The organism is Leifsonia sp. NPDC058230 (assembly GCF_042882245.1).
GTDB lineage: Bacteria > Actinomycetota > Actinomycetes > Actinomycetales > Microbacteriaceae > Leifsonia.
Genome location: NZ_JBHVWM010000002.1, coordinates 492428 through 506693 on the forward strand (window position 1 = coordinate 492428; position 14266 = coordinate 506693).

Below are 14266 nucleotides of genomic sequence, written 5' to 3' on the forward strand. Positions count from 1 at the left end.
CGTCAACTCTTGACGGTTTTCCTCCCCGGGTTGGGACGGGCACTCGCCCGCCCGCTATTTTTGAACCACACCCTGGGATGCCCGCCCACGGACACGCATGGATACGCTTCTCATTACGAATCGTCTCAACACCCGACATGCCGCCTCCGCGTGCAGGCATCCCTGGGTGTCGGCACGCGCCTCCCGCAGCCGGACGGGCTGAGGGGCGAAGCTCAGTCTCCGACGATGCGGGCGCCGTGCACCGGCCCCGTCGCCCGCACGGCGGTGAGCCGGGCGGCGCTCAGCGCGATCTGCAGGTCGAGTGCGCCGTCGAGGTCGGGCGTGAGGAATGCGACCGTCGGACCGGATCCCGACACGATGCCGGCGAGCGCGCCGTTCATCTCGCCGAGCTCGAGTACGTCCCCGATCTCGGGCGAAAGGTGGATGGCCGGCGCCTGCAGGTCGTTCGTCAGCGATTCGGCGAGCATCTGCGGATCGCCCGCGCGAAGGGCTTGGAGCACGGCGGTGTCGACGCTGGGCTTGCGCTGCGCCGGTGCGATGTCGTGCGAGTGGCGTTCGCGGTGCTTGTCCAGCTCGGTGTAGACGGTCGGCGTGCTGAGCTGGGCCTCCGGAAGAGCGAGCACCCAGTGGAAGCTGCCGGTCGCGAGGGCGGGGCTGAGCCGGTCTCCGCGGCCGGTGCCGATGGCCGTGCCTCCGAGCAGCGCGAAGGGGACATCGGCGCCGAGGCGGGCCGCCAGCGCGTGCAGGTCGTCTTTGCTGGCCTCGGTGCCCCAGAGCGCGTCGCACGCGACCAGGGTGGCCGCTGCATCCGCCGAGCCGCCGCCCATGCCGCCGCCGATCGGAACGTGCTTCTCGATCTCGAGTCGCACTCCGCCGCGGTAGCCGGCTTTGCGGGCGAGCATCCGCGCCGCCTTGAGGGCCAGGTTCGTGTCATCGGTCGCGAGCTCCGACGAGTCGATCGATCCGGTGAAGCTCACCGAGAAGTCGTCGGCGGGATACGCGCGCACGTCTTCGTACAGCGAGACCGCCTGATATGCGGTCGCCACGTCGTGGTAGCCGTCGTCCATCACGGCGCCCACGCGCATGAACACGTTGATCTTGCCCGGTGCTCTGACGTGCACCGCAGGGGCCGCCGACGAGGTCATGCATCCAACCTACAGGGGGTTGGCGGCCGCTCCGTTCGCAAACGGTCAGGCGGCGGGGGTTGCGGATGCGCGGGCCAGTGCAACGAACTCCGCGATGCCGAGCTGCTCCCCGCGCAACGTCGGCGCGAGCCCGGCCGCCTCCAGGGTCGCGGATGCAGTGGCCGAGTCGCCGAATACGCCGGAGAGCGCCTGCCGCAGCATTTTGCGACGCTGCTGGAAAGCCGCATCGACCAGCCGGAACGTGCGCAGGCGCAGCGCCTCGTCGCCCGGCTCGACCTCGTGCCGTTCGAACGCGACCAGCACGGAGTCGACGTTCGGAACCGGCCAGAAGACCTGACGGCTGACCGTTCCAGCCGTGCGCCACGATCCGTACCAGGCGGCCTTCACGCTCGGCGCGCCGTAGACCTTCGATCCTGGCTCGGCGGCCACCCGGTAGCCGACCTCGGCCTGCACCATGACGACACCGGACCGGATGCTGTCGAAGTGCTCGAGGAAGTGCAGCAGCACCGGCACCGACACGTTGTACGGGAGGTTGGCGACGAGCCGGCTCGGAGCGCTCGGCAGGTCGGTCACGGCGAGCGCATCGTCGCGGACGACGGTCAGCCGGTCGGCGACCTCGGGCGCGAGCTCGCGGACGGTCGCAGGGAGCTGCGCGGCGAGACGCTTGTCGATCTCGATGGCGACCACGTGCGCCTCGGCCTCCAGGAGCCCGAGCGTGAGCGAGCCGAGTCCCGGGCCGACCTCGACGACGGTGTCGCCCGGCTCGACGCCGGCGACCCGGACGATGCGGCGCACGGTGTTCCCGTCGATGACGAAGTTCTGTCCGAGCTTCTTGGTGGGCGTCACGTCGAGCAGTTCGGCGAGGTCGCGGATCTCGGCCGGCCCGAGCAGACGCACGTCGCTCACGCGATGATCCCGATCGGCGTCGTCGGGGGCGAAGCGACCGGTTCGGCATCCCAGCGCCCGTAGACCAGCTCTGTGTTCGAGCTGATCTGCGCCGCCAGGGTCGACGCGTCGGTGCCGATCGTGTCGGCCATCGCGCGCAGCGTGTGCGGGATGAGGTACGGCGCGTTCGGCCGCCCGCGGAACGGCGACGGTGTGAGGAACGGCGCATCCGTCTCGACGAGGATCAGCGCGCGCGGAGCGGCGAGGAGGGCCTCGCGGAGGGTTCCCGCGTTCTTGAAGGTCACGTTGCCGGCGAACGACATGTACCAGCCGTTGTCCGCGCAGATCTGCGCGAGCTCGGCATCGCCGGAGAAGCAGTGGAACACGGTTCGTTCCGGCGCACCGACGCGCTTGAGGGTCTCGACGACGTCGCGGTGCGCATCCCTGTCATGGATCTGCAGGGCGAGGTCGTTCTGCTTGGCGATCTCGATGTGGGCCTTGAACGAGAGGAACTGGGAGTCGCGACGCGGGCCGTCCGGCGTGCGGTAGAAGTCGAGGCCGGTCTCTCCCACGGCACGCACGCGGGGGCGCCCGGCGAGCTCGGCGATCACCGCGAGTGCGTCGTCCAGTTCGCCGCGCTCGGCGTAGTCGGGGGCGTCGTTCGGGTGCAGGGCGACGGCGGCGAGCATCCGGGGCTCCACAGCGGCCATCTCGGCCGACCAGCGTGACGTCTCGACGTCGTTGCCGACCTGCACGACCCCGCGCACGCCCACGCTCGAGGCGCGGTCGAGCTGCTCGCGATAGTCGAGCGGGTCGTCCCCGTCCGAGATCTCCAGGTGCGTGTGGTTGTCGTACACGGGCACGACGAGCGCCTCCGGCAGCGGCGGATACTCCAGGTCACGTCCGTCGGTGACGTGGCGCTGGCGGATGAACGCCGGATCGGTCATTGGCCGGGCACCGCATCCGCATCGATCCGCGGGAACAGTGCTTCGAGCCCGTTCACGGTGGTGCCCACCGGAAGCTGGCCCCAGTCGCCGGCCTCCCGGATGCGCTGCTCGTCCAGGGCGCCGAGCTCGTCTTCCGCGCCCAGCGCCTCCCACAGCTTCTGCGTGGCACGCGGGATGACCGGCGAGAGCAGCACGGCCAGCGCACGAAGTCCTTCGGCTGCGGTGTAGAGCACCGTTCCGAGGCGTTCGCGCTGCGACTCGTCTTTCGCGAGAGCCCAGGGCTCGTGCGTCGTGATGTAGCCGTTGAGCTCGTCGACGACAGTCCAGATCGACGTGATGGCGTCGTGGACGGCCAGTCGCTCGATGGCGTCGTCTGCGTCGGCCGCCGCTGCGGCGACGACCTGCTGAACGGTGAAGTCGGCCTCCAGGTAGGTGCCGGGCTCGGGGACGATGCCTTCGAAGTACCGGGTGACCATCGCGACCACGCGCGAGGCGAGGTTGCCAAACCCGTTGGCGAGCTCGGCCTGGTAGCGCGCCGCCAGGTCCTCCCAGCTGAACGAGCCGTCCTGACCGAAGTTGATGGCTCGCATGAAGTAGTACCGGAACGCGTCGGACCCGAAGGTGTTCGTGATCTGCGTCGGGGCGATGCCCGTCAGCTTGGACTTCGACATCTTCTCGCCGCCGACCAGCAGCCAGCCGTGGCCGAACACGCGATGCGGAACCTCGACGCCTGCGGCCATGAGCATCGCGGGCCAGATGACGGCGTGGAACCGCAGGATGTCCTTACCGACGATGTGGGTCGCCGGCCAGCGCCGGTCGAACGTCTCGTCGTCCTGCCCGTAGCCGACCGCCGTGACGTAGTTCAGGAGCGCGTCGAACCACACGTAGACGACATGCGACTCGTCCCACGGGACCTTGATTCCCCAGTCGAAGCTCGACCGGGAGATCGACAGGTCGCTGAGGCCCTGCCGCACGAAGGACGCGACCTCGTTGCGCGCCGACTCCGGCTGCACGAATTCGGGGCGCTCCTCGTAGAGCGCGAGCAGCTTGTCGGCGAACTGGCTCATACGGAAGAAGTAGTTCTTCTCCTGCAGCAACTCCAGCGGCTTCGAGTGGATGGCGCAGACCTTCTGGCCCTCGTACTCCCCCGTGCCGTCGACGATCTCGGACTGCGGCTTGAACTCCTCGCAGCCGACGCAGTAGAGCGCCTCGTACTCGCCCGCGTAGATGAACCCGTCGTCGTAGAGCTTCTGCAGGAACTTCTGCACGTTCTTCTCGTGCCGCTCATCGGTGGTGCGGATGAAGTCGTCGTTCGCGATGTCGATCGTCTTGAGCAGCGGCAGCCATTCGGTGGTGACCAGTCGGTCGGCCCACTCCTTGGGTGTGGTGCCGTTCGCGGTCGCCGTGCGCAGGATCTTCTGACCGTGCTCGTCGGTGCCGGTCAGCAGCCAGGTGTCGTCGCCGGCCTGACGGTGCCAGCGGGCGAGGACATCGGCAGCCACCTCGGTGTATGCGTGCCCGATGTGCGGGACATCATTCACGTAGAAGATCGGCGTGGTGATGTAGAACGAAGAGCCGTCGGACATGGCCTCTATCCTACGGGCGCGCCGACGGGTGGTTTCGCTTGTTACCGACCGGAGCTCGGTGCGCTGCCGGAGCGACGGTCCAGCGCCGCCTGATACAGGTCGCGCCTGCCGAGTCCGGTGGCGTCGGCGACCTCGGCGGACGCATCCTTCAACCGCGTGCCGGCGGCCACGAGGGCGAGCACCTGCGTCACGCCGGTTTCGAGGTCGACCGTGCGCTCGGGCGCCCCCTCGATGACGACGGCGATCTCGCCGCGGACGCCAGCCGCTGCCCAGGCGGCGAGTTCGGATGCGGTGCCCCGCTTCACCTCTTCGAACAGCTTGGTGAGTTCCCGCGCGACGACCACGCGGCGCTCGTCGCCCAGGACGGCGGCGACATCGGCGAGCGAAGCGGCGAGACGGTTCGGCGACTCGAAGAAGACCATCGTGCGGCGTTCGGCGGCGAGTGCGCGGAGGGCGCTCATCCTCTCGCCGTGCTTGCGTGGCAGGAAGCCCTCGAAGGTGAAGCGGTCGGTCGGCAGGCCCGAGACGGCGAGCGCAGTGATGACTGCCGAGGGACCGGGGAGGGCGGTGACGACGACGCCCGCGGCGGCGGCGGCCTCCACGAGGTGGAAGCCGGGGTCGGACACGGTCGGCATGCCGGCGTCGCTCAGGAGGACGACATCCTGCTCGCGGGCCAGTTCGACGAGGTCGGCGGCCCGGTCGCGCTCATTGTGGTCGTGCAGCGCGATCAGTCGCGGCCGGTTCTCGATGCCGAGGCCGGCGAGCAGCCGCTGCGTGACGCGGGTGTCTTCCGCCGCGACGACCGCGGCCGAGCCGAGCACCTCGATCAGACGCAGCGAGGCGTCCTTGAGGTTGCCGATCGGGGTGGCCGCCAGGATGATCATGGGTCCAGTCTGTCAGCCGCTGGGCCGTCGGGAGGTCGTGCAAAGGTTTCGCGCCCTAGCATGATCTGGTGACCACGACCCCCGCCCTCGGCACAGCGCGCCGGCCCGAGCATCAGCCCGCGCACGGGGCCGAGCCGACCGGCAGCCGACTCGACGACTGGTGGGCACGTCGACTGCGCACGCCGCTGCGGATGAAGCTCTGGTACTGGGGAGCACCGCTGGGGGTCACCCTGCTCGCCGCGATCCTCCGGCTGTGGAACCTGGGCAACCCGCATTCCCTTGTTTTCGACGAGACCTTCTACGTGAAGGACGCCTACACGCTCATGCACCTCGGCTACGAGGGCAGCTGGCCCGACAAGGCCGATCAGCAGTTCAACGCCGGGCACACGGACATCTTCTCGTCCGATCCGTCGTTCGTCGCGCATCCCCCGCTCGGCAAGTGGATGATCGCGATCGGACTGGCCGTCTTCGGCGCCGGCAACTCGTTCGGGTGGCGGATCAGCACGGCGATCGTGGGCATCCTCGCGGTGCTCGTCGTCTTCCTCATCGCCCGCAAGCTGTTCAGATCGACGATCCTGGCGACCGTCGCCGGCGTGCTCATGGCGGTCGACGGTCACGCGATCGTGATGAGCCGGGTGGCGCTGCTCGACAACTCGGTGATGTTCGTGGCGCTGCTGGCGTTCGGCTGCATCCTGCTCGACCGCGACTGGTTCGCGACCAGGCTGGCGGCGGCTGTCGGCAGGGACCGGGAGAAGGGCGGCGATCCCGCCTGGGGGCCGGTGCTCTGGTGGCGTCCCTGGCTCATCGCGGCCGGCGTGCTCACCGGGCTCTGTGCCGGCGTCAAGTGGAGTGGCTTCTACTTTCTCGCGTTCTTCGCCGTCTACACCGTGGTGGTGGATGCGGTGGCCCGCCGCCGTGTCGGGCTCCCCTTCTGGATCAGCGGCGCCGTGCTCAAACAGGCGCCCGCCACCTTCGTGCTCATGGTGCCGATCGCTCTGGTCGCCTATGTCTCCACGTGGGCGGGCTGGATCTTCACGAGCGGCGGCTACTACCGCAACTGGGCGCAAGCGACCCACCTCGAGTGGACCGGCGCCCTGAACTGGGTGCCGCTCTGGTTGCAGAACCTCTGGCACTACCAGACCGAGATGTACAACTACAGCATCAACTTGCACGTCTCGCATCCGTATCAGTCGAATCCCCTGACCTGGCTGTTCATGATCCGGCCGACCAGCATGTACTACGAGGGCTCGACCCTCGGGCAGAACGGATGCACCGTCAGCGCCTGCTCGTCGGCGATCACCTCGCTGGGCAACCCGCTCATCTGGTGGGCGGCGGCCGCGGCCGTGTTCTACCTCGTCTACCGGCTGGCACGGTACCGGGAGTGGCAGGTCGGGCTGATCCTCACCGGTCTCGCCGCGGGATACCTGCCGTGGCTCCTCTACATCAATCGCACAATCTTCACGTTCTACTCGATCGCCTTCGAGCCGTACCTGATACTGGCGCTGACGTTCGCGATCGGGTTGATCATCGGCAGACGCTCGGATGCGAGGTGGCGGCGCGTGCGCGGCCTCTGGATCGTCGGGATCTACCTCGTCTTCGTCGTTCTCGTCACCGCGTTCTTCTATCCGATCTGGACGGCGCAGACCGTGCCGTTCTGGTTCTGGCAGATCCATATGTGGCTGCCGAGCTGGGTCTGAGAACCGTCCGGCGCATCTTGCAGCGTCGGAGCCTGGTGGTAGACCGTGGGGTATGACGGATGCAGAGCAGCCCCTCGACCTCGTTCCCCTCGCCGGTAGTGAACGACCGGATGCCCCCGGCGTGCGGCCCCACGGCGCGCTCGCTCCGGATGCGCCGGTCGAGGCCACCCTCATCCTGCGCCGCCGCGCAGCCGTCCCGGATGATGCGCTCGCCTCGCCGCTGAGCCGCGACGAGTTCGCGAGCGCCTACGGCGCATCGCAGGAGGACCTCGACCTCGTGACGTCGACCCTCGAACCGCTCGGCGTCTCCCTGGTCGACGCGAACGCCGCCGAGCGGCGAGTGCGCGTGTCCGGTCCGGCGCGCGTGATGGCCCGGGTCTTCGGCACCGACCTGACCGAAGCGGAGAGCGATGCGAGCGATGTCGGCGTCACGCACCGGCACCGCACCGGCGGGTTGAGCATCCCCGCCGCCCTCGACGGGATCGTGACCGCCGTCCTCGGCCTCGACGACCGGCCCCAGGCGCGCGCGCTCTTCCGGGTGGCGCTCCCCCGGGCGGTGAGCACGAGCTACACCCCGCTCGAACTGGGCGCTATCTACAAGTTCCCCGAAGGGACCGACGGCTCAGGCCAGACGATCGCCATCATCGAACTCGGCGGCGGCTACGTGCAGGCCGACCTGGACACCTACTTCGCCGACCTGGGGATCACCGGACCCACGGTCACCGCGGTCGGCGTCGACGGCGGCACGAACTCCCCGGGCTCCGATCCCAACGGCGCGGACGGCGAGGTCATGCTCGACATCGAGGTCGCCGGAGCGCTGGCCCCCGGTGCCGACATCGTCGTCTACTTCGCGCCCAACACCGACGCCGGTTTCGTGGATGCGGTGATCGCCGCCGCGCACGCCACCCCGACACCGGCGGCCATCAGCATCAGCTGGGGCCAGAGCGAGGACGCCTGGACGCAGCAGGCACGGACGGCGTTCGACGACGCCCTCGTGGACGCCGCTGCACTCGGAGTGACCACGACCGCCGCCGCCGGCGACGACGGCAGCGACGACCGGGTGGCCGACGGGAGGGCTCACGTCGACTTCCCGGCCTCCTCACCCCACGCGCTCGCCTGCGGCGGCACCCGGCTCGCGGCCGACGCCGCCACCGGGGTGGTGCACTCGGAGACCGTGTGGAACAACGGCAACGGCGGTGGGGCGACCGGAGGCGGCGTGAGCGCGACCTTCCCACAGCCCTCCTGGCAGGCGAAGGTCGGCGTGCCGACCGGTGCCGAAGGCGTCGACGCGGGCGGTGCGGCGAACGGCCCGAGCGGGCGCGGCGTGCCGGATGTGGCGGGCGTGGCCGATCCGCAGACCGGCTACCGCGTGCGCGTGGACGGCAGAGACCTCGTCATCGGCGGCACCAGCGCTGTCTCGCCGCTGTGGGCAGCTCTCATCGCCCGCATCGTCCAGTCCACCGGCAGGCCCCTCGGCCTCGCCCAGCCCGCGCTCTACGGCTCGATCGCGCAGGGACAGGTGGCGGCGGGTTTCCGCGACATCACGACCGGTGACAACGGCGCGTTCACGGCCGGCCCGGGCTGGGATGCGTGCACCGGACTCGGAGTGCCGGACGGAACGGCGCTGCTGGCGGCTCATGCTGCAGGGCCGGTGCCGTCAGAATAGGGGGTGATGAGTTCCGTCGCCCCTGCTTCCCGCACAACACTCCCCTGGCTGCCGGGGGTCGTCGTGGCCGGGCTCGCAGCCCTGGCGGCCTGGGGCATCCACTGGCTCGTGCCGGCCGTGCCACTGCTGACCGCCGCCGTCGTGCTCGGGATCATCGTCGGCCAGCTGCCGTTCGCGCGCCCGGCGGTGACGGGCATCCTGAAGCCGGGCCTCTCGACCGCCGCGAAGCGCCTCATGCGCATCGGCGTCGTTCTGCTGGGGCTGAAGCTCAGCCTGGGTGACATCGCGGGTCTCGGCTGGGTGAGCATCCTGACGACCGTCGCCATCGTGCTGGTCACGTTCGTCGGCACGATGTGGCTGGGGCGCCTGTTCAAGCTGCCGGGCCATCAGCCGCTTCTCGTCGCCACCGGGTTCTCGATCTGCGGCGCCTCGGCGATCGGCGCGATGAGCGGAATCGTGAAGTCGAAGGATGAGGAGACCGCCACCCCGGTCGCCCTCGTCACCCTGTGCGGCACGCTCGCGATCTTCGTGCTGCCGGTGCTGTGGCATCCGCTGGGGCTGAGCACGCTGCAGTACGGACACTGGGTGGGGGCCGGCGTGCACGATGTCGGCCAGGTCGTCGCGACTGCTCAGATCGCAGGATCCGCAGCCCTCGCCGTCGCGATCGTCGTCAAGCTCACCCGCGTGCTGATGCTCGCCCCGATGGTGGCGATCGCCTCCGTCGTCGAGCGTCGCCGCAACGTCGAGCCAGACCCCGCGGCGAAGCGCCCGCCGATCGTGCCGCTGTTCGTCGCCGGGTTCATCGTCGCCGTGCTGGTGCGCTCTTTCATCCCGCTTCCCGACGTGGTCATCGACGGCGCCGACACCGTGCAGACGGCGCTGCTGGCGATGGCGCTCTTCGGGCTCGGCACGGCTGTGCGGCTGCGCACCCTGCTCGGCACGGGCTGGCGGGCACTCGCCGTCGGCCTGCTCTCGTGGGTGCTCATCGCGGCCCTCGCCCTCGGGGCGGTGTGGATCTCCAGCTGATCAGGCGAGAACGCCTAGTGGGAATCGACCAGCTTGAGTCCGACGACGCAGCCGACCAGACCGACGATGAGCAGCACTTTCACGAGCGAGAAGCCGTCATCACCAAAGACCATCGCGTAGAGCACCGTGAGGGCTGCTCCGATGCCGACCCAGACCGCGTAGGCGGTTCCGGTGGAGATGTCGCGCATGGCGAAGGCGAGGCCCGCCATCGAGGCGACCAGCGCGACTCCGAAGGTGACCGACGGCCAGAGCTTCGTGAAGCCTTCCGCCTTGCCGAGGGCGGTGGCCCAGACGGCTTCGAGGATTCCGGATGCGATCAGAACGATCCAGGACAACATGCTGCACTCCCGTGGCCAGTCTTGTCGCGCACCGGGTACTGATCCGTCGTCCGGGGGTCGTGCATCCACGCCCTAGTACAAGTGTACCAGAACGTCGGTGCAGCGCAGCTGAGACGGGTTGCGGCATGTTACGAGGTCGCACCGGGCGTCCGTCGCCGCTCCGGTAGCGTGACCTCATGGCTGATCGCGAATATGGCTTCCGCACGCGTGCAATTCATGCGGGCAACATCCCCGATCCGGTGACCGGCGCCCGCGCCCTCCCGATCTACCAGACGAGCGCGTTCGTGTTCGACGACACGGCGGATGCGGCAGCCAGGTTCGCCCTGCAGAAGTACGGCAACATCTACTCGCGTCTCGCCAACCCGACCGTCGCATCCTTCGAGGAGCGCGTCGCCAGCCTGGAGGGCGGCCTCGGCGCCGTCGCCACGGCAAGCGGACTGAGCGCGCAGTACATCACCTTCGCCTCCCTCGCCGGCGCCGGGGACCACATCGTCGCCTCGGCCAACCTCTACGGCGGGTCGATCACCCAGCTCGATGTCACGCTGCGCCGCTTCGGTGTCGAGACCACGTTCGTGCAGAGCGCGGACCCGGCCGACTATGCGGCCGCGATCACGGACAAGACGAAGCTGATCTTCGCCGAGACGGTCGCGAACCCCTCCGGGGAGATCGCCGACATCGAGGGTCTCGCGGAGGTCGCGCACGCCACCGGCATCCCACTGATCATCGACTCGACGATCGCGACCCCGTACCTCAACCGACCGATCGAGTGGGGCGCCGACATCGTCGTGCACTCGGCGACGAAGTTCCTCGGCGGCCACGGCACGACGCTCGGCGGTGTCGTGGTCGAGAGCGGCCGCTTCGAGTGGCACAGCGAGAAGTTCCCGCTCTTCGGCCAGCCCGTCCCCTCCTACGGCGGGCTCGAATGGTCGGGGAACTTCGGCGAGTACGCGTTCCTGACCCGGCTTCGCGCCGAGCAGCTGCGCGACATCGGACCCTCGCTCGCTCCGCACTCGGCCTTCCTGCTCGCGCAGGGCGTCGAGACGCTTCCGTACCGCATCCAGGCGCACGTCGACAATGCGCGGATCGTCGCCGAGTGGCTGGACGCCGACCCGCGCATCGAGTCGGTGTTCTGGGCCGGCCTGCCCGCGCATCCACACCACGACCGGGCCCTCAAGTACCTGCCGAAGGGGCCGGGGAGCGTCTTCTCCTTCGTCGTGAAGGGCGGCCGCGAAGTCGGCCAGTCGTTCATCGAGAACGTCGACCTCGCCAGCCACCTGGCGAACATCGGCGACGCCAAGACCCTCGTCATCCATCCGGCGTCGACCACGCATGCGCAGCTCACGGAGCAGCAGCTGCTCGACGCCGGCGTGCTTCCCGGCGTCGTGAGGATTAGCGTGGGCATCGAAGACGTTGATGACATCATCTACGACCTCGACCAGGCCCTCACGGCCGCATTGAAGGAGACGAACGCATGACGATCACGGATGCGCCGGCTGACGCCGACACTGCCGAGGTTCAGCTCGCGAACGGGCTCAGCTGCTCGGTCCCGTCGAACTCCCCTCTCGCCAAGCTGCTGAAGTCGCAGCGCACCTGGGTCGGTCCGGATGCGAAACAGCGCCTCAAGATCCTGCGGGCCGCACGGTCGATCGCGATCGTCGGAGCCTCCCCCAATCCGACCCGCTCGAGCTACTTCGTCGGCACGTACCTCCAGCAGTCGAGCGACTACCGGGTGTATTTCGTGAACCCGAACGCCGACACGATCCTGGGCCAGAAGGCGTATCCCGACCTGGCCTCGCTGCCCGAGGTTCCGGACATCGTCGACGTCTTCCGGCGCGCCGCCGACATCCCGAGCGTGATCGACGACGTCGTCGCCGTGGGCGCACCCACCGTCTGGGTGCAGCTCGGCATCTGGAACCAGGAGGCTGCCGAGTACGGGGAGTCGAAGGGCCTCACGGTCGTGATGGACCGCTGCATCAAGGTCGAGCACGCTCGCTTCCACGGCGGACTGCACCTTCTCGGCTTCGACACCGGCCAGATCTCCTCGCGCAAGACGCTCCGGTAGCGCGACCCGCCCCGGGTGACTCAGCTCGGAGCGACGGGACGGCTCGCCGTGCCGGTGTCGCGTCCACTCAGCTCGGCGTCGAGGGTCTCCTGCGCCACACGCATCGACGCGGCGAACTCGGGCTCGGCCATCCGTATCCAGGTCTGATCCTCCGGTACGTCCTCGACGTGCGCCATGACCCACCAGATGTTGCCGAAGGGATCGCGCACGCGGCCACCGCGGTCTCCCCACGCACTGTTCGACAACGGTGTCACGATGTGCGCGCCCGCTGCGACCGCCCGCGCGACGGCTGCATCCGCATCCGGGACGAAGACCCGCAGCAGGGACGGCATCGACGGCCAGTCGAGCCGTCGGTCGAAGGCGAGCAGTACGGTGTCGCCGACGCGGATCTCGGCATGCCCGATCGTGCCGTCCTCGACGGCCACCCGGGCGAGCTCCACTCCCTCGAAGGCCGTGGAGACGAACTCGAGGAGTGCGCCGGTGTCGTCCGTGACGATCCAGGGCGCGACGGTCGTGTATCCGGTCTGTTCAGCCATGATGCTGTCTCCCTCGTTCGCTCATCGATTCTGGTCTCACCCTACGAGCGATAAAGGACAATTTCTGGCCTGAATCCGAGGTGTATTGTGAGGCGAACTCAGTTTGCGAGGCGTCGTCTCATGATCATGAACTCGAGAAGAAGCAGCATCGGCCGCTTGACCGGATCGATGATCGGCATCATCGTCGCGATCGCGCTCTGCGGCGGCGCGGCTCCACCCGCGTCCGCGTCCGCACCGGCGTCGGTCGGATCGTGGATCGACAACTCACCTCCCGCTGTCGGATGCCCGCAGTACTGGACACAGGTGGCGATCTCCCCTCCGGTGTCCACTGTCTTCGTGTGCTCGGAACCGGGCGGGCACACCTATCTCTTCAACGATTCGGACCAGGTCTGGAACATCGCCGACTACGACGCGGGTCGCCATGTCGTGACCACCGTGTTCTCGACCCCGCGCTCCGACATTTTCCAAACAACGTTCGCCGGGCACTACGCCCGCCTCGGGCTGGCCGCTCCGCGCGACGTCGTGCAACTTCCCGACTATTACCACAACATCAGAATCTCGCCCCACCAGAACCTCACCGTCGCCTGGAACCAGCAGATCCAGCTCGAGACGGCGGTCCTCAATACGACGGGAACGGCGCTCGCCACCCTCTACGCCAAGGGGTCGACGACGAGGACGGCCGTCGTGAAGTGCGCCCTCGCCGCGTGGACCGGTGTGAAGGGAACGCAGAACGTGGTGGAGGAGCCGGAACTGGAGAATCTGATCGTGACCGGGCTCGGAGTCACCGTCGGAGCGACCGGCTGCAAGAAGGCGATCAATGCCGCCAGCAATCTTCCCGACAGTCGGCTGCTCGAGAAGTTCGACGCCGAGATCGTCGCGGCCAACCGGATCGTGAAGCAGAGCCAGACGGTGAGGAACACCGTGCAGGAGCTGTTCGACCTCGTCGTTCGGTACTTCCCACGCTCCTAGGCGGCCTCCGGGAGCCGCTCCACCACGGCGCCCTCGCCGGGCATCCCCCTGGCCCTGCACACCTCGAGCGACCGAGAGAACGGCGCTGTCCATCGCCTGCAGGTGCAGATGCGGCTGGGTCGAGTTGCCCGAATTCCCGCAGCGCGCGAGCCGCCCGCCCTCCACGACGCGATCGCCGACGGAGACCTCGACCGACCCCGCCTGAAGGTGCACCAGCGCCACGAAGACGCCGCTGGGGAGCTCGACCACCACGTGATTGCCCGCGATCGCCTCGATGCCCTGACGCATCCGCGCCGCCTGACCCAGCATGTACCTCGCCAGCGCCAGCTGGGACCGCCTGCCGTCGTGGTCGGACTCGCCGTCATGGATGGTGACGACCGTGCCGCTCGCGGGCGCCAAAATGTCGCGACCGAAGCCGACGAACCGCTCGGCCGGCTCGGCCCCGAGGAGCGTGCGCCAGTCGCGCACGCCGGCCGTGCGGCCGCGCTCGTCGATCGCTACGAAATCGATCGCGTAGCGTTCGCC

14 protein-coding genes, 1 pseudogene and 1 riboswitch are annotated in these 14266 nt (G+C 68.8%); of the genes and pseudogenes, 7 read left to right on the top strand and 8 right to left on the bottom strand.

The features are described from left to right. Positions 1-212 precede the first annotated feature (212 nt). From ACFVV0_RS07965 to rsmI, 5 genes are read right to left on the bottom strand one after another with little or no spacing between them, the layout of a single operon-like run. On the bottom strand, positions 213-1145 hold the full coding sequence (locus ACFVV0_RS07965) for a 4-(cytidine 5'-diphospho)-2-C-methyl-D-erythritol kinase (RefSeq protein ID WP_387060760.1): 933 nt from the start codon (positions 1143-1145) through the stop codon (positions 213-215). Between the two features lie 45 nt (positions 1146-1190). After that, positions 1191-2051: a 16S rRNA (adenine(1518)-N(6)/adenine(1519)-N(6))-dimethyltransferase RsmA gene (rsmA, locus tag ACFVV0_RS07970; protein ID WP_387060763.1), complete on the bottom strand. Its 861-nt coding sequence runs from the start codon at positions 2049-2051 to the stop codon at positions 1191-1193. Next, complete coding sequence (locus tag ACFVV0_RS07975; protein ID WP_387060766.1) at positions 2048-2977, bottom strand: TatD family hydrolase; 930 nt, start codon at positions 2975-2977, stop codon at positions 2048-2050. Before ACFVV0_RS07975 ends, rsmA begins: the two co-directional genes overlap by 4 nt. Next, a complete protein-coding gene (gene metG, locus ACFVV0_RS07980) occupies positions 2974-4563 on the bottom strand; it encodes a methionine--tRNA ligase (protein ID WP_387060769.1) in 1590 nt (529 codons plus the stop codon). The genes ACFVV0_RS07975 and metG overlap by 4 nt, the downstream gene beginning before the upstream one ends. A 41-nt stretch (positions 4564-4604) precedes the next feature. Beyond that, positions 4605-5447, bottom strand: coding sequence for a 16S rRNA (cytidine(1402)-2'-O)-methyltransferase (rsmI, locus tag ACFVV0_RS07985; protein ID WP_387060772.1), 843 nt, complete (start codon positions 5445-5447; stop codon positions 4605-4607). A 68-nt stretch (positions 5448-5515) separates the two neighbouring features. Here rsmI and ACFVV0_RS07990 point away from each other — a divergent pair, with 68 nt between their 5' ends. Genes ACFVV0_RS07990 through ACFVV0_RS08000 form a run of 3 tightly spaced genes read left to right on the top strand, consistent with a single transcriptional unit; the run spans position 5516 to position 9836 of the window. After that, on the top strand, positions 5516-7144 hold the full coding sequence (locus tag ACFVV0_RS07990) for a dolichyl-phosphate-mannose--protein mannosyltransferase (protein ID WP_387060775.1): 1629 nt from the start codon (positions 5516-5518) through the stop codon (positions 7142-7144). 52 nt (positions 7145-7196) lie between these two features. Beyond that, entirely contained in the window at positions 7197-8810 is a 1614-nt protein-coding gene (locus ACFVV0_RS07995) for a protease pro-enzyme activation domain-containing protein (protein WP_387060778.1), read from the top strand. A 6-nt stretch (positions 8811-8816) separates the two neighbouring features. Then, positions 8817-9836, top strand: coding sequence for a YeiH family protein (locus ACFVV0_RS08000; RefSeq protein WP_387060781.1), 1020 nt, complete (start codon positions 8817-8819; stop codon positions 9834-9836). Between the two features lie 14 nt (positions 9837-9850). Here the strand turns inward: ACFVV0_RS08000 and ACFVV0_RS08005 are convergent, their stop codons facing one another. Next, positions 9851-10171 carry a DMT family transporter gene (locus tag ACFVV0_RS08005; RefSeq protein ID WP_387061774.1) on the bottom strand — a complete coding sequence of 107 codons (321 nt, stop codon included), beginning with the start codon at positions 10169-10171 and terminating at the stop codon, positions 9851-9853. Positions 10172-10184: 13 nt separating this feature from the next. Beyond that, positions 10185-10251, bottom strand: a riboswitch (guanidine-III (ykkC-III) riboswitch). Between the two features lie 99 nt (positions 10252-10350). Between ACFVV0_RS08005 and ACFVV0_RS08010 the strand changes: the two genes are divergently transcribed. Then, positions 10351-11649 (top strand): O-acetylhomoserine aminocarboxypropyltransferase/cysteine synthase family protein, encoded by a 1299-nt coding sequence (locus ACFVV0_RS08010; RefSeq protein WP_387060784.1) that lies wholly within the window; start codon positions 10351-10353, stop codon positions 11647-11649. Beyond that, a complete protein-coding gene (locus ACFVV0_RS08015) occupies positions 11646-12236 on the top strand; it encodes a CoA-binding protein (RefSeq protein WP_387060787.1) in 591 nt (196 codons plus the stop codon). Before ACFVV0_RS08010 ends, ACFVV0_RS08015 begins: the two co-directional genes overlap by 4 nt. 20 nt (positions 12237-12256) lie before the next feature. Here ACFVV0_RS08015 and ACFVV0_RS08020 read toward each other — a convergent pair whose 3' ends face one another. Next, positions 12257-12772 (bottom strand): VOC family protein, encoded by a 516-nt coding sequence (locus tag ACFVV0_RS08020; RefSeq protein WP_387060789.1) that lies wholly within the window; start codon positions 12770-12772, stop codon positions 12257-12259. Positions 12773-12898: 126 nt separating this feature from the next. Here ACFVV0_RS08020 and ACFVV0_RS08025 point away from each other — a divergent pair, with 126 nt between their 5' ends. Then, positions 12899-13741 (top strand): hypothetical protein, encoded by an 843-nt coding sequence (locus tag ACFVV0_RS08025; protein ID WP_387061814.1) that lies wholly within the window; start codon positions 12899-12901, stop codon positions 13739-13741. A gap of 150 nt (positions 13742-13891) precedes the next feature. On the opposite strand, the pseudogene ACFVV0_RS08030 reads toward ACFVV0_RS08025, so the two are convergent. Then, a pseudogene (locus tag ACFVV0_RS08030) lies at positions 13892-14050 on the bottom strand (M23 family peptidase); the annotation flags it as partial. Here ACFVV0_RS08030 and ACFVV0_RS08035 point away from each other — a divergent pair. Beyond that, complete coding sequence (locus ACFVV0_RS08035) at positions 14049-14258, top strand: hypothetical protein (protein WP_387061816.1); 210 nt, start codon at positions 14049-14051, stop codon at positions 14256-14258. The pseudogene ACFVV0_RS08030 and the gene ACFVV0_RS08035 overlap by 2 nt on opposite strands. The last annotated feature ends 8 nt before the right edge of the window (positions 14259-14266 follow it).

What these genes read in the sequence shown, in the direction of transcription:
- ACFVV0_RS07965 (WP_387060760.1), bottom strand. Translation starts at nt 1,145, where the DNA reads ATGACCTCGTCGGCGGCCCCTGCGGTGCACGTCAGAGCACCGGGCAAG.
- ACFVV0_RS07975 (WP_387060766.1), bottom strand. Translation starts at nt 2,977, where the DNA reads ATGACCGATCCGGCGTTCATCCGCCAGCGCCACGTCACCGACGGACGT.
- metG (WP_387060769.1), bottom strand. Translation starts at nt 4,563, where the DNA reads ATGTCCGACGGCTCTTCGTTCTACATCACCACGCCGATCTTCTACGTG.
- rsmI (WP_387060772.1), bottom strand. Translation starts at nt 5,447, where the DNA reads ATGATCATCCTGGCGGCCACCCCGATCGGCAACCTCAAGGACGCCTCG.
- ACFVV0_RS07995 (WP_387060778.1), top strand. Translation starts at nt 7,197, where the DNA reads ATGACGGATGCAGAGCAGCCCCTCGACCTCGTTCCCCTCGCCGGTAGT.
- ACFVV0_RS08000 (WP_387060781.1), top strand. Translation starts at nt 8,817, where the DNA reads ATGAGTTCCGTCGCCCCTGCTTCCCGCACAACACTCCCCTGGCTGCCG.
- ACFVV0_RS08010 (WP_387060784.1), top strand. Translation starts at nt 10,351, where the DNA reads ATGGCTGATCGCGAATATGGCTTCCGCACGCGTGCAATTCATGCGGGC.
- ACFVV0_RS08015 (WP_387060787.1), top strand. Translation starts at nt 11,646, where the DNA reads ATGACGATCACGGATGCGCCGGCTGACGCCGACACTGCCGAGGTTCAG.
- ACFVV0_RS08020 (WP_387060789.1), bottom strand. Translation starts at nt 12,772, where the DNA reads ATGGCTGAACAGACCGGATACACGACCGTCGCGCCCTGGATCGTCACG.
- ACFVV0_RS08025 (WP_387061814.1), top strand. Translation starts at nt 12,899, where the DNA reads ATGAACTCGAGAAGAAGCAGCATCGGCCGCTTGACCGGATCGATGATC.
- ACFVV0_RS08035 (WP_387061816.1), top strand. Translation starts at nt 14,049, where the DNA reads ATGTACCTCGCCAGCGCCAGCTGGGACCGCCTGCCGTCGTGGTCGGAC.